Annotated in this window: 13 protein-coding genes; 12 read left to right on the top strand and 1 reads right to left on the bottom strand. The window is 62.1% G+C overall.

The window, feature by feature from the left end:
* Positions 1-224: 224 nt before the first annotated feature.
* A complete protein-coding gene (locus K4O48_RS14100; RefSeq protein WP_222909032.1) occupies positions 225-566 on the bottom strand; it encodes a pilin assembly protein in 342 nt (113 codons plus the stop codon).
* A gap of 202 nt (positions 567-768) precedes the next feature.
* Here K4O48_RS14100 and ppc point away from each other — a divergent pair, with 202 nt between their 5' ends.
* From ppc to K4O48_RS14040, 12 genes are all read left to right on the top strand, one after another.
* Positions 769-3,405 carry a phosphoenolpyruvate carboxylase gene (gene ppc, locus K4O48_RS14095; protein ID WP_222909031.1) on the top strand — a complete coding sequence of 879 codons (2,637 nt, stop codon included), beginning with the start codon at positions 769-771 and terminating at the stop codon, positions 3,403-3,405.
* A 254-nt stretch (positions 3,406-3,659) separates the two neighbouring features.
* Positions 3,660-4,307 carry an adenylate kinase gene (adk, locus tag K4O48_RS14090; RefSeq protein ID WP_222909030.1) on the top strand — a complete coding sequence of 216 codons (648 nt, stop codon included), beginning with the start codon at positions 3,660-3,662 and terminating at the stop codon, positions 4,305-4,307.
* 142 nt (positions 4,308-4,449) lie between these two features.
* On the top strand, positions 4,450-5,127 hold the full coding sequence (tsaB, locus tag K4O48_RS14085; RefSeq protein WP_222909029.1) for a tRNA (adenosine(37)-N6)-threonylcarbamoyltransferase complex dimerization subunit type 1 TsaB: 678 nt from the start codon (positions 4,450-4,452) through the stop codon (positions 5,125-5,127).
* A 58-nt stretch (positions 5,128-5,185) separates the two neighbouring features.
* A complete protein-coding gene (locus K4O48_RS14080; RefSeq protein WP_248493050.1) occupies positions 5,186-5,548 on the top strand; it encodes a hypothetical protein in 363 nt (120 codons plus the stop codon).
* Positions 5,549-5,562: 14 nt separating this feature from the next.
* A complete protein-coding gene (locus K4O48_RS14075) occupies positions 5,563-6,432 on the top strand; it encodes a DUF72 domain-containing protein (RefSeq protein ID WP_260523635.1) in 870 nt (289 codons plus the stop codon).
* 78 nt (positions 6,433-6,510) lie between these two features.
* Positions 6,511-7,203, top strand: coding sequence for an extensin family protein (locus K4O48_RS14070; protein WP_222909028.1), 693 nt, complete (start codon positions 6,511-6,513; stop codon positions 7,201-7,203).
* A 55-nt stretch (positions 7,204-7,258) separates the two neighbouring features.
* Positions 7,259-8,041 (top strand): class I SAM-dependent methyltransferase, encoded by a 783-nt coding sequence (locus K4O48_RS14065; protein WP_222909027.1) that lies wholly within the window; start codon positions 7,259-7,261, stop codon positions 8,039-8,041.
* Between the two features lie 160 nt (positions 8,042-8,201).
* Entirely contained in the window at positions 8,202-8,621 is a 420-nt protein-coding gene (locus K4O48_RS14060; RefSeq protein ID WP_222909026.1) for an HPF/RaiA family ribosome-associated protein, read from the top strand.
* Positions 8,622-8,926: 305 nt separating this feature from the next.
* Entirely contained in the window at positions 8,927-9,187 is a 261-nt protein-coding gene (locus tag K4O48_RS20525; RefSeq protein WP_248493046.1) for a hypothetical protein, read from the top strand.
* 160 nt (positions 9,188-9,347) lie between these two features.
* Positions 9,348-9,596 carry a DUF2789 domain-containing protein gene (locus tag K4O48_RS14050; protein WP_222909024.1) on the top strand — a complete coding sequence of 83 codons (249 nt, stop codon included), beginning with the start codon at positions 9,348-9,350 and terminating at the stop codon, positions 9,594-9,596.
* Between the two features lie 121 nt (positions 9,597-9,717).
* Positions 9,718-11,322 (top strand): catalase, encoded by a 1,605-nt coding sequence (locus K4O48_RS14045; RefSeq protein WP_222909023.1) that lies wholly within the window; start codon positions 9,718-9,720, stop codon positions 11,320-11,322.
* A gap of 136 nt (positions 11,323-11,458) precedes the next feature.
* Positions 11,459-12,283, top strand: a complete 825-nt coding sequence (locus K4O48_RS14040) for an inositol monophosphatase (protein WP_222909022.1) — start codon at positions 11,459-11,461, stop codon at positions 12,281-12,283.
* Positions 12,284-12,385 lie beyond the last annotated feature (102 nt).

The following is a 12,385-nucleotide window of genomic DNA, read 5'->3' as shown; positions in this document are numbered from 1 at the left end:
AGAGCCCGTCACGCTGTGCCAATTACCGAAAAGGGTGGCCAGCAATCACAACGGGCATGTTTTTGTGAGGTCAGCGGGCCGCATTCGTTCCAGTAAAAACAAACGCAGCGACGAGGAAAATGGCTTCCTAGAGCCATCGAGGGCGCGGCGAGGCGGCCCAGGTGCCGTCTCGCGGGTGTCAAACGATGCGAATCGCAGACGTTGGCGTGCCGTCTGCCGTCGGCTCAGGACTGCCCGTTCTGTTCGTCGAGCAGGCGTTCGAGATGCTTGCGCGAAAGCGCCAGGAAACGCGGCGTGGGACCGATGTCTTCGTAGATCGGGTCGCCTTGCTCATCCGTCGAAATCACCTTGGTGCCCTGTTCGTAAGGCAGGCTGGTCTCGATACCTTCCAAGGCAGCGCCAACCAGCTCACCCAGGAGCTCCTCGGTGGTGCGCTTGGGGTACATCTCGGCCAGTGCGGCTAGTCTGGCGGCGCTTTCGATGTCCAGTGGAATGGTGTACTGCTCAGTGCTCATGCGGCCGGTGGCACTGTTTTCCCATTCTCGGACCAGTTCTGAAATTCTCATCTAGCTCCATCCTTAGCTCGCGTTGGCGAACATGTTTGGCGGGTCGTACGAGTGAGCGTCATACAGGCGTGTTGTGCTATCGCTTGTCTTCACCGTAGACGCTGGGCACTCTGTTTGGACGGTTCATACAGCGTAGCGGTTCAGCATCGTTTCAAGATCGTTTGCAAGTCGCGGTGCTGCCGCTGCTGGAAGAGAGGCGAATATGGCGAAGATCGACGCGCGGCTGCGCGAGAACGTTCACCTGCTCGGCGAATTGCTGGGCGATACCATCCGCGAGCAACACGGCGATGCCTTCTTCGACAAGATCGAGCGCATTCGCAAGGGCGCAAAGGGCGCGCGCCGTGGATCGGCCGACGGGGCCAGGCTCTTGCAGGAGACGCTGGACGGGCTCGGGGATGATGAGCTGTTGCCGATGACCCGTGCCTTCAATCAGTTTCTGAACCTCGCCAACATTGCTGAGCAATATCACCAGGTGCGTCGACGCCGACCAGGCGAGGCGGCTCCGTTCGAAGCAGGCGCATTGGGTGGGTTGCTCGAACGTCTGAAGGGCGAAGGTTTCGGTCAGGACTTTCTGGCGCGGCAAGTGGGGCGGCTGGACATCGAGTTGGTACTGACGGCGCACCCGACCGAGGTCTCGCGACGCACCCTGATCCAGAAATACGACGCCATCGCCGCTCAGTTGGCCGCGCGCGATCACACCGACCTTGGCGCAGCAGAACTGGGCCGGATTGAACTGCAGCTGCAACGGCTGATCGCCGAGGCCTGGCACACCGAGGAGATTCGCCGTAGCCGGCCAACGCCGGTGGAGGAGGCGAAGTGGGGGTTTGCCGTCATCGAAAACTCACTCTGGCAAGCGCTACCCAACGTGCTGCGCCAGACAGATCAAGCGCTCCACCGGAGTACTGGCTTGCGCTTGCCGTTGGATGCAGCGCCGATTCGCTTCGCATCCTGGATGGGCGGCGATCGCGACGGTAACCCCAACGTGACGGCGAAGGTGACGCGTGAGGTGTTGCTGCTGGCGCGCTGGGTGGCGGCCGATCTTTTCCTGCGCGATATCGACGGGTTGATAGCGGCGCTGTCGATGCAGAACGCGAGCGACGAGCTGCTTCGCCAGAGCGGCGAGTCGGCCGAGCCATACCGCGCTTTGCTCAAGGGATTGCGGGAGCGCCTGCAGGCCACGCGCGACTGGGCTAATGCGGCGATCGAGCACGACCAGCCGCCATCGCCGGCGGTGTTGCAGGACAACCGCGACCTGCGCGAGCCGTTGGAGCTTTGTTATCACTCGCTGCATGCCTGTGGCATGGGCATGATTGCCGATGGCACGTTGCTTGACGTCATGCGGCGGGTGGCCGTGTTCGGCCTGTTTCTGGTGCGCCTCGATATTCGTCAGGACTCGGCCCGGCACGTCGCAGCCCTGGCAGAGATCACCGATTACCTGGGGGTTGGTCACTACGAACAGTGGGACGAGCAGCAGCGCCTGGCGTTTCTGCAGGGCGAACTCAACAATCGTCGTCCATTACTGCCCGCGCATTTTCAACCATCGGCAGAGACTGCAGAGGTCCTGGCCACCTGTCGGGTGGTGGCGCAGGCGCCGAGTTCGTCGCTCGGGTCCTACGTCATTTCCATGGCCCGAGGCGCGTCGGATGTGCTCGCGGTTCAGTTGTTGCTGAAGGAGGCCGGATTGCAACGGCCGATGCGCGTTGTGCCGCTGTTCGAGACACTCGACGATCTGAACAACGCGGGGCCCACGATCGACACGCTACTCGGATTGCCTGGGTATCGTCAGCGCCTGCATGGCCCGCAGGAAGTGATGATCGGCTATTCGGATTCGGCCAAGGATGCGGGAACCACCGCTGCCGCGTGGGCGCAGTACCGTGCTCAGGAGCGTCTTGTCGAGATTTGCCGCGAGCACCAGGTCGAATTGCTGCTGTTTCATGGCCGAGGCGGGACCGTTGGACGCGGCGGCGGGCCAGCTCACGCGGCGATCCTCTCCCAGCCCCCTGGGTCGGTCGCAGGGCGGTTCCGTACGACCGAGCAGGGCGAGATGATTCGCTTCAAGTTCGGGTTGCCGGACATTGCCGAGCAGAACCTCAGCCTGTACCTGGCTGCGGTCTTGGAAGCGACGCTGCTGCCGCCACCGATGCCTGAGCCTGACTGGCGGGAGACGATGGAGCAGCTGGCGGCAGACGGCGTCTCGGCTTATCGCAGCGTCGTGCGTGATCATCCCCAGTTCGTCGAGTACTTCCGCCAGGCCACACCCGAGCAGGAACTGGGTCGTCTGCCGTTGGGCAGTCGCCCGGCGAAGCGACGTGAAGGCGGGATCGAGAGCCTGCGAGCGATTCCCTGGATATTCGCCTGGACCCAAACACGCTTGATGCTCCCCGCCTGGCTGGGCTGGGAGCACGCGCTGCAAGCCGCGCTTGAGCGTGGCGAAGGTGATCGATTACGGCTGATGCGGCAGCGCTGGCCGTTCTTCAGTACCCGCATCGACATGCTGGAGATGGTTTTGGCCAAAGCGGATGCCGACATCGCCCGTCGCTATGACGAGCGTTTGGTCACGGCTCAACTGCAGCCGCTGGGTGGCGATTTGCGTGACCGATTGTCGCAGGCGGTGACCGCAGTCCTTCAGCTGACCGAGCAGTCGGAGCTGCTGGCGCATAGTCCGGCAACGCTGGAGGCCTTCAGTTTGCGCAATACGTATCTCGATCCGCTGCACCTGATGCAGACCGAGCTTCTGGCCCGCTCGCGGCAGCAACAGGACCCGGCGCAAGGCGCTTTGGAGCAGGCCCTGCTGGTCAGCGTCGCAGGGATTGCGGCCGGCTTGCGCAACACTGGCTGAGCGCTTTCGGCCTCCGGATGATGCGCCGGGCAAACGTCGTCTAGAGTGATGGATGACGTTTTCCCGTCTCTGCGCGCTGCGTTAGCTAAGGGACGGATCGGCCTCCGGAGGCCGCTTGTCTGCTTTCTGTGCGCTGTGTATCGTGTTCAACCTTTTGTCGCATGGCGGCAAACCAGAATTTTTGATTCGCCAGAGGTAGGGTTGCAGACCATCGATCCTGGCGGCATCCCTTTGCAAACTTTGAGGACACATCCATGCGCGTGATTTTGCTCGGAGCGCCCGGTGCTGGAAAAGGCACACAGGCACGCTTCATCACCGAGAAGTTCGCCATCCCGCAAATCTCCACTGGCGACATGTTGCGCGCAGCGGTCAAGGCAGGCTCGCCGCTTGGCCTGCAGGTCAAGGACGTTATGGACAGCGGTGGTCTGGTTTCCGACGAGATCATCATTGCGCTGATTCAGGAGCGTTTGCAGCAACCTGATTGCGCCAACGGTTTCCTCTTCGATGGATTCCCACGCACCATTCCGCAAGCCGAAGCACTGCGTGATGCCGGCGTCAAACTGGACCACGTACTTGAAATCGCGGTGGATGACGAGGAAATCGTCGGTCGCCTGTCCGGCCGCCGTGTTCATCCGGGTTCCGGTCGTATCTACCACACCGAGCACAACCCGCCGAAAGTCGCCGGTGTCGATGACGTTACCGGTGAAGAGCTGGTGCACCGCAAGGACGATCTGGAAGAAACCGTTCGTCATCGCCTGAGCCTCTATCATTCCCAGACCAAGCCGCTGGTAGCCTTCTACCAGAACCTGGAAGCCGCCGAGGGCACGCCCAAGTGCAGCCGCGTCGAAGGTGTCGGCTCAGTGGAAGAGATCACTGCGAAGGTGATGGCTGCGCTCAGCTGATTCACCAAAGCACCTACTGAACGGCCCGCTTGCGGGCCGTTTCTGTTTCTGAATAGACACCTGCCAGTCGCGTGTGCCTAGCTGATCGAGCAAGCGCACAGCTGCTACAATCGCCGCCCTTTTTCACTGATCGGAATTGCCGATGACCACGCTGCTGGCCCTGGACACCGCCACCGAAGCCTGCTCCGTCGCGCTGCTGCACGACGGCCGAGTGCTGAGCCAGTACGAGGTGATTCCGCGGCTGCACGCGCAAAGGCTACTGCCGATGATCCAGTCCCTGCTGGCCGAGGCGGGCATCGCCCTGTCAGCGGTCGATGCACTGGCGTTCGGCCGCGGCCCGGGCGCCTTCACTGGCGTGCGTATCGCGGTCGGCGTGGTGCAGGGCTTGGCGTTCGCGTTGGAGCGTCCGGTCCTGCCGGTCTCGACCCTGGCGACCATTGCTCAGCGCGCGCACCGCGAACACGGTGTGGATCAGGTGGCGGTGGCCATTGACGCGCGCATGGATGAGGTTTACTGGGGTTGCTACCGTGCCCAGGCGGGCGAAATGCAGCTGGCTGGTATCGAGGCGGTCCTCCCACCGGAACAGGTCAGTCTGCCCCGTGATAGCGCGGGTCCCTGGTTCGCTGCCGGCACAGGCTGGCGCTACGCTGAGCGGCTTGCGGTAACGCCTGCGGCAACAGATGCGACGCTCCTGCCGCACGCCGAAGACCTGTTGATGCTGGCGGTTCATGGCTACCAACGAGGGGAGGCGGTGGATGCCGATCAGGCACAGCCGATCTACCTGCGCGATAACGTCGCCACGCCGAAAGCGCCTCGGTGACCAGCGGCATTGCCAATTGCCGGGCGGCTCGCTAGAGTCGGCGAACTTGAACAGGTGAATGATGCGCCTCAACGGTCTCGCCCCCTCCGCCTACCCCATCGAACGTGCTCCCCAGCGGGAAAGCGCGCCGGTTCCTTATCGCGAAAGTGAAAGGGCAGCCGAGAAGGCACGCGAGTCGATCGTCACGCCGTCGAGCTCGACCGATTCCACGTACGAACATCTCTCCCGACCGAGCCGCAGTGAATCAACCGATTATGGCTCGGTCATATCCGGGGACTTCATGCCGGCGCGCTTCGAGGCAATGATGGAACGGCCGCTGAACAGCCGTGCCGCACAAGCGCTGCAGAGCTATGGCACTACCGCCAGCTTCAGTGCAGACCTGGATGCCCATGAAGTGCTCGGTCTGGACCTCTACGCCTGAGGCGAAAGCCCCTTTTGTCGCTTCCCTATTTTCTCGGTTGCCCCTCTTGGAATGATGCAGCGTGGCGTGGTTCGCTCTATCCGCCGGGCCTGCCCGCGAGCGAGTTTCTGCCCCATTACTGTTCGGTGTTCAACACCGTCGAAGGCAATACGACGCTTTATGCCTGGCCGTCCGAGCAAAAGGTCGCACGCTGGGCGGCTCTGATGCCCGAGGCGTTTCGCTTCTGCGCCAAGTTGCCCCGGGAAATCAGCCAGGCGCCGGATCTGCGTGACGTGCTGGACCTCGTCCTGGCGTTCCGTTCGCTGCTCGCGCCTCTGGGGTCGCGAATCAGCCCGTTCTGGCTGCAGTTGCCTGCTAACTTCGGGCCGAGTCGTCTCGCGGAGCTGGTGCCGCTTATCGAGACCTTGGACCGGCCGCTGGCAGTGGAAGTACGCCACACCGCGTTCTTCTCCAGGGGTGATGACGAACGAGCACTGAATCGGTTGCTCCACGAGCGAGGCGTGGAACGCATTTGTATGGATACCCGCGCGCTATTCAGCTGCCTGTCGCGTGATCCGGCGTTGCTGCATGCGCAGAGCAAGAAGCCGAGGCTGCCGGTGCGGCCGACCGCATTCAGTGAGTCTCCCCAGCTGCGCTTCGTCGGGCATCCCGAGCTGGAGGCGAACGACCGCTTCCTGGCGCCCTGGGTCGAGAAGGCGGCGGGTTGGATCGAGGCGGGCAAGCGACCGCACGTCTATCTGCATACGCCGGACAACCGACTGGCGCCTGATCTGGCCGTGCGCTTTCATGACCGGCTCACGGAGCGGTTGCCTGGTTTGCCGCCGATCGCGGTCGCGCCCATGCAGAGTGAGTCGCAGCTATCACTGCTGGGCAATGACCGCTGAGGGTCACAGACCGCTGAAGGTCACACGCCGTAGCAGCGATCGCTGCAACCTTGCCGCGCGGGCGTTGCCGAACGCTTCATGACCTTCGGCCGTTTCATTCTCTTCCTATTGCTCGCGTCAGGCGGGTTCGTCTTCGCGGTTTGGCGTGGTCACATCGACGTCCCACCCAAGTGGAACCCCTGGGCGCCGCTGGATATCCGCGAGGCGCCGAACCTGCTGACGTCCTTCAAGCTCCGGCGTCTGCAGGAGGACCGCACGTTGTGCGAGCAGGCGTTAACCACCTCTGATCTGAACTATGTGGCTGTGCCCGACAGCACGCCGCAGCCGGGGTGTCCGGTTGAAAATGCCGTGCGTGTCAGCGGCTCGGCGGTTCGCTTCAACGGTGCGTTTCTGGCGACCTGTCCGCTTGCGGCAGCGTATGCATTGTTCGAGCGCCATGGCTTGCAACCCGCTGCGCAACAGGTGTTTGGTCAACCGGTGGTGCGCGTCGATCACTTCGGCAGCTTTGCCTGCCGCAACATCGCGCGCAGCAACCGCCGCAGTCAGCATGCCTCGGCGAATGCGCTGGATCTGGCCGGTTTCCGATTGCAGGACGGTACGCGCATCACCGTCGCGCGTGACTGGACCGGTGATGACGACAAGGCACGCTTTCTTCGTCAGGTGAAAGCCGCGGCGTGCGACGCGTTCAAAATTACCTTGAGTCCGGAATACAACGCCGCCCATCACGACCATTTCCACGTCGATATGGGCGGTTTCGGCATGTGCCGCTGAGGCGTGTCGCGCGCGTGTCTGGCAGAATGCGGCGTTTTCTGCCGGCGAGCCACTTATGACTGCCTCCCCCCCGTTGGTTCGTGTCGAAGCCCTCGGCCCTCAGTTTGCTGAGCGGGCACGTGTCTGGGCATCGCGGCTGGGCTTGCCGACCCAGGCAGAGGGTGCGCAGTTCGCCCTGCAGCTGGGCGAAGCCGGGCTCCAGCTGCAATTACTTGAGCCGCAGGCGCCGGGGCCGGTGCGGGTGGATTTCGTTGAAGGTGGCGCTGCCCACCGGCGTCAGTTCGGCGGCGGCAGCGGGCAGATGATTGCCAAGGCGGTCGGCATTCAGCCTGGCATCCGCCCCAGCGTACTGGACGCCACGGCCGGGCTCGGCCGCGACGCGTTCGTGCTGGCGACGCTCGGCTGCGAGGTGGTGCTGTTCGAGCGTCAACCCCTGATTGCGGCGCTGCTGGAAGACGGTCTGGCGCGTGGCCGTGAGGACGCCGAGGTACGGCCGATCGTCGAGCGCATGGTGTTGCGAACGGGCAATGCCATCGCGTTGATGCGCGACTGGGAAGGCGAGCCACCCCAAGTGATTTACCTCGATCCAATGTTTCCACACCGGGAAAAAAGCGCGCTGGTGAAGAAGGAGATGCGCCTGTTCCGTCCCTTCGTCGGGGATGACCTGGACGCCGGCGCCTTGCTTGAACAGGCGCTGGCCTTGGCCACACACCGCGTTGTGGTGAAGCGGCCACGCAAGGCGCCGACCATCGAGGGTGCCAAGCCGGGTTACAGCCTGGAAGGCAAATCCAGCCGCTACGACATCTACCCGAAGAAGAAGCTGACCGGCGCGACGTGATCGCCGGCTGACTGAAGGATTGGATCGGCACAGGCTTGGTTGCACTGCGTTGGGCAGACCGTTGCGTTGGCCTTGCTTAATCTCGCCAACAGTGGCATTCCTAGCTCAGGCCGTTTGTGGCTGAACGGTGGTTACCTAGATCGCGTAGAGGGAAGAGCATATGCAGATCCAAGTACATAGCGATAACCACATCGAAGGAAGCGCCCGTCTCGTAGACTGGGTCAGCAGCAATGTCGCTGACAAGCTGGATCGATTCGATGACGAAGTCACCCGCATCGTGGTGCATCTGAACGACGAGAATGGCGTAAAGGCCGGCGCTTATGACAAGCGCTGCCAGATCGAGGCCCGGCCCAAAGGCCAGCAGCCGGTGTCGGTCACCCACAAGGCGGCATCGGTTGAACTGGCCGTGGATGGCGCCATCGGTAAGCTCAACAACGCCCTCAAGCATCAGTTCGGCAGATTGCGCAGCAAGCGCGCCTCGGCGCCGACGCCTGTCGAAGGCGAGACGCTGGAAGTCGAAGGCCGGGATGCCTTGCTGGAAGAAGATTTTCTAGCTGACGAACAACTTCGCACCTCCTGACCCCTCTTGCCCGCCTTCCCCAGGCGGGCGTTTATCCCGCCTCGCAGCCCTCTGAAAACGCAGGCACCGCTCCGTTGTCTGGCGCTCCGGCCTAGCATCTGGCGTTCCGTCCGCGGCTATCCGTTACGCGACCATCGGTCCTGATTATTGGCGCGTCTGTGCTATACACATCTGAGGTACCCCATGGGGCGCGCCATAGTTTTATGGTGCGCTAGGCTCGTGGCGGACCTTGACGAAAAGGGGGTTCATCCGGCCGCGAGTGTCGCTTCCTTAGCGGCTTTGGCCATTAGCAGCGAGGTGTCACCATGACCATGATGCAATGCGAATACCGCGATCACGTCATTACCGCAGAAGTAATGGAACATCCCGGTACACCGACGCCCTGGGCCGGCGGTTGCCGAATCAGTAATCATCAGGGACAGACTACCCGGCGTATGGCGCTTCCGGTTGGGCACGCCTTCATGGCGGAACTCGAGCAGGCGCAGCGGGCATCCATCGCCCATGGCAAATGGTTGGTGGACCAATGCCTGGATCAGGGAAGACATTTATTCGACAAAGCCGCCTGAGCTTCTAGCGGGCCGCGCCTCGGCGGGGCCCGCTTCGTTCCTCAGTGACCATCTTCCCAGGGCGTCCCGTTTGTTGAACTGTTGGGCTCACCGCAACCTCTACTGTACGCATCGCCCGCATTTCGGCGGGTGCGAAACAATCAGGTGAGGAGTCGTTTGAATGGAACTTCCCAACAAAGACATGAGCACACTGTTCGAGCAGCTTGGCCTGCCTTCAGACCCAGCCAGCATCGACAATTTCATCGCTGATCACGCCCCGCTACCCAATCACATGAAGCTTGCCGAAGCCCCGTTCTGGAACGAAGGGCAACGCGCGCTACTGCGCGACGAATGGATCGAAGACGCTGAATGGGCACCTATTGTCGACGAGCTCAATGTCCGCCTCCATGAAGAACAGAAGCAACCCTGAGTCCTTCCAGGCGTTTGGCGGCGGGTTAGTTTGTCTATCGGTCAGATAGTCTTCTGCATGTAGAACCCGGGTCGGCTGGTGGCGCCTAAACAACTCCCGCCTCGACTTTTCAGGAGCCGTCATGACTGAAGAACGAAACACACTCACGACCCGACAGGGCCACCCCGTCTCCGATAATCAGAGCCTGCGCAGTGTGGGTGAGCGTGGCCCGGCCACGCTGGAGAACTATCAATTCATCGAGAAGATCACCCACTTTGACCGGGAGCGGATTCCCGAGCGCGTGGTCCATGCTCGCGGCACCGCGGCGCATGGCTGGTTCGAGCCCTACGGCAAGATTGGCGACGAGCCAGCCAGCAAGTACACCCGTGCCAAGGTGCTGACCAACACGGGCACACGCACGCCGGTCTTCCTGCGGTTTTCGACCGTGATCGGCGGCAAGGAGTCGCCTGAAACCGCGCGTGATCCGCGTGGGTTTGCCATCAAGTTCTATACCGAGGACGGTAACTGGGACCTGGTGGGCAATAACCTCAAGGTGTTCTTCATCCGCGATGCGATCAAGTTTCCGGACATGATCCATGCCTTCAAACCGGACCCGATTTCGAACCGTCAGGAAGCCTGGCGTTTCTATGATTTTGTCCAGCATCATCCCGAAGCGCTGCACATGGTGACGTGGGTCAAGAGCCCCTGGGGCATCCCAGCCGACTACCGCCACATGCAGGGTTCGAGCGTAAACACCTACAAGTTGGTCAACGACAAGGGCGAAGCGGTGCTCTGCAAATTCTCCTTCGAGCCCAAGCTTGGGGTGAAGAACCTTACCGCGCAGCAGGCCGCCGATATCCAGATGAAGGACGTCGGTCATGCCACCCGCGACCTTTACGATGCCATCGATCGCGGCGATTTCCCCGAATGGGAAATGTGTGTGCAGATCATGTCCGACGACCCGCATGACGAGCTGGACTTCGATCCGCTGGACGATACCAAGCGCTGGCCCGAAGACCAGTTCCCTCTGCTGCCGGTGGGGCGTCTGGTACTCGATCGCAACCCGTCGAACTTCTTCGCTGAAACGGAGCAGGCCGCTTTCGGAACAGGCGTACTGGTAGACGGCATCGACTTCTCCGATGACAAAATGCTGCAAGGGCGGACGCTGTCCTATTCCGACACCCAGCGTTACCGCGTCGGTGCCAACTACCTGCAGCTGCCAATCAACGCACCCAGAACGCCGGCTGCGACCAACCAGCGCGATGGGTCGATGGCGCATTTCGTCGACACGGGTGGGGAAAACCCGCACGTCAACTATGAGCCCAGCTCGATGGGCGGCCTGACCGAAGCTCCCAAGCCGAGGCCGGACTACCACCAATGGGTTGAAGGGCATCTCGGGCGATATCAAACGACCAAAACCGCAGCGGACTATCACCAGGCCGGAGAGCGTTACCGCACCTTCGAAGACTGGGAGCGCGACGACCTGATCGCCAATATCACCGCCGACCTCAAGGAATGCCCTGAGCACATCTGCCTGCGGATGATCTGGCATTTCTGGCACTGCGATCCGGATTACGGTCAGCGACTCGCAGACGGGGTGGGCGTGGACATCGAGAAGGCCAAGGCACTGCCACCATTGGAAGGGCGTGCGGCACCGGGCGACAACCTCGCGGGTGCGACATATAGCAGCGGCGAGGCCGAGGGTAGTAATACGCGCAACGCTACCCAGCCGAGCGTCAAACGCTAGCAAGGCCGAACGCGCGGCGGCGTGCTGGAGCCGCCGCCTCGCGTTGCGCTTGTCTGCCCGGGGCGATTCACTAGAATCGGCCACTCCCGCGCGGCTTCGCGCTCCGCTTTAGATTTGTGCTGCAAAAAGGACACTCATGAATTCCGACGACTCGGCAGCCAACGCCCTTGATATCGCTGCCCGCTACGCCTGCGCAAAAGCGCTGGCCCTCGAGGCGGCACAACTCGGCATGGATTACTACCGCCGGCGTGAAGCCTTGACGGTCGAACACAAGGGCAATGATCTGCAGGATGTGGTCAGCATCGCTGACAAGCAGATCGAAGATTTCATCCGTGGCCGATTGGCCGAACGCTTCCCGGAAGACGGCTTTCTTGGTGAAGAAAGTGGCTCAGCCGATCTCGGTGCCCGCTGTGTGTGGGTGATCGACCCCATCGACGGGACGGCTTGCTTCGTTAACGGCCTGCATAACTGGTGTGTGTCGATCGGTCTGCTGATCGATGGCGAGCCGCATCTGGGCGCCATCGCCGACCCCAACCACGATGAGCTGTTTCATGGCTGCCTGGGCCACGGCGCCTTCGTCAACGACACGCCGCTGAGCGTGAGTCGCGCGACTCACGTGGGGCAGGGCGTTACCGCCACCGGAACCTTCCATCCGCGCGGCAAGGAACACTTCATTCCCTTCCTGGAGAAGCTGCTGGCTGAAGGCGGGATGTTTTTTCGCAATGGCTCCGGCGCGCTGATGACCGCCTACGTAGCCGCCGGACGTTTGCTTGGCTATTACGAGACCGAGCTTAAAAGCTGGGATTGCATGGCCGGCCTGGTGCTGGTGAAAGAAGCGGGCGGACAGGTGAACGACTTCTTCCGTAACGATGGGTTGTTGCGGGGAAATCCGTATCTCGTCGCTTGCCCGGGCGTGTATCCACAGCTTGCCGAGATGATCGGACCTTCGCTGGACGGCTAAACGGACCCTGCACGCGGGAGCGTACCCATGGCGGAGCATGGAGACGATCAATCATTCACGCTCAATTCGCGAGCAAGCTCGCTCCTACGGAACGGCGCGTGT

Origin of the sequence: Pseudomonas sp. DNDY-54 (assembly GCF_019880365.1) — a bacterium.
In the GTDB taxonomy this organism is placed as follows: Bacteria; Pseudomonadota; Gammaproteobacteria; order Pseudomonadales; family Pseudomonadaceae; genus Stutzerimonas; species Stutzerimonas stutzeri_P.
This window is presented reverse-complemented; position numbering and strand designations above follow the sequence as displayed.

Bases quoted from the DNA above. Each gene is read 5' to 3' on its own strand.
- K4O48_RS14100 (WP_222909032.1), bottom strand. From the start codon at position 566: ATGAGAATTTCAGAACTGGTCCGAGAATGGGAAAACAGTGCCACCGGC.
- ppc (WP_222909031.1), top strand. From the start codon at position 769: ATGGCGAAGATCGACGCGCGGCTGCGCGAGAACGTTCACCTGCTCGGC.
- adk (WP_222909030.1), top strand. From the start codon at position 3,660: ATGCGCGTGATTTTGCTCGGAGCGCCCGGTGCTGGAAAAGGCACACAG.
- tsaB (WP_222909029.1), top strand. From the start codon at position 4,450: ATGACCACGCTGCTGGCCCTGGACACCGCCACCGAAGCCTGCTCCGTC.
- K4O48_RS14080 (WP_248493050.1), top strand. From the start codon at position 5,186: ATGATGCGCCTCAACGGTCTCGCCCCCTCCGCCTACCCCATCGAACGT.
- K4O48_RS14070 (WP_222909028.1), top strand. From the start codon at position 6,511: ATGACCTTCGGCCGTTTCATTCTCTTCCTATTGCTCGCGTCAGGCGGG.
- K4O48_RS14065 (WP_222909027.1), top strand. From the start codon at position 7,259: ATGACTGCCTCCCCCCCGTTGGTTCGTGTCGAAGCCCTCGGCCCTCAG.
- K4O48_RS14060 (WP_222909026.1), top strand. From the start codon at position 8,202: ATGCAGATCCAAGTACATAGCGATAACCACATCGAAGGAAGCGCCCGT.
- K4O48_RS20525 (WP_248493046.1), top strand. From the start codon at position 8,927: ATGACCATGATGCAATGCGAATACCGCGATCACGTCATTACCGCAGAA.
- K4O48_RS14050 (WP_222909024.1), top strand. From the start codon at position 9,348: ATGGAACTTCCCAACAAAGACATGAGCACACTGTTCGAGCAGCTTGGC.
- K4O48_RS14045 (WP_222909023.1), top strand. From the start codon at position 9,718: ATGACTGAAGAACGAAACACACTCACGACCCGACAGGGCCACCCCGTC.
- K4O48_RS14040 (WP_222909022.1), top strand. From the start codon at position 11,459: ATGAATTCCGACGACTCGGCAGCCAACGCCCTTGATATCGCTGCCCGC.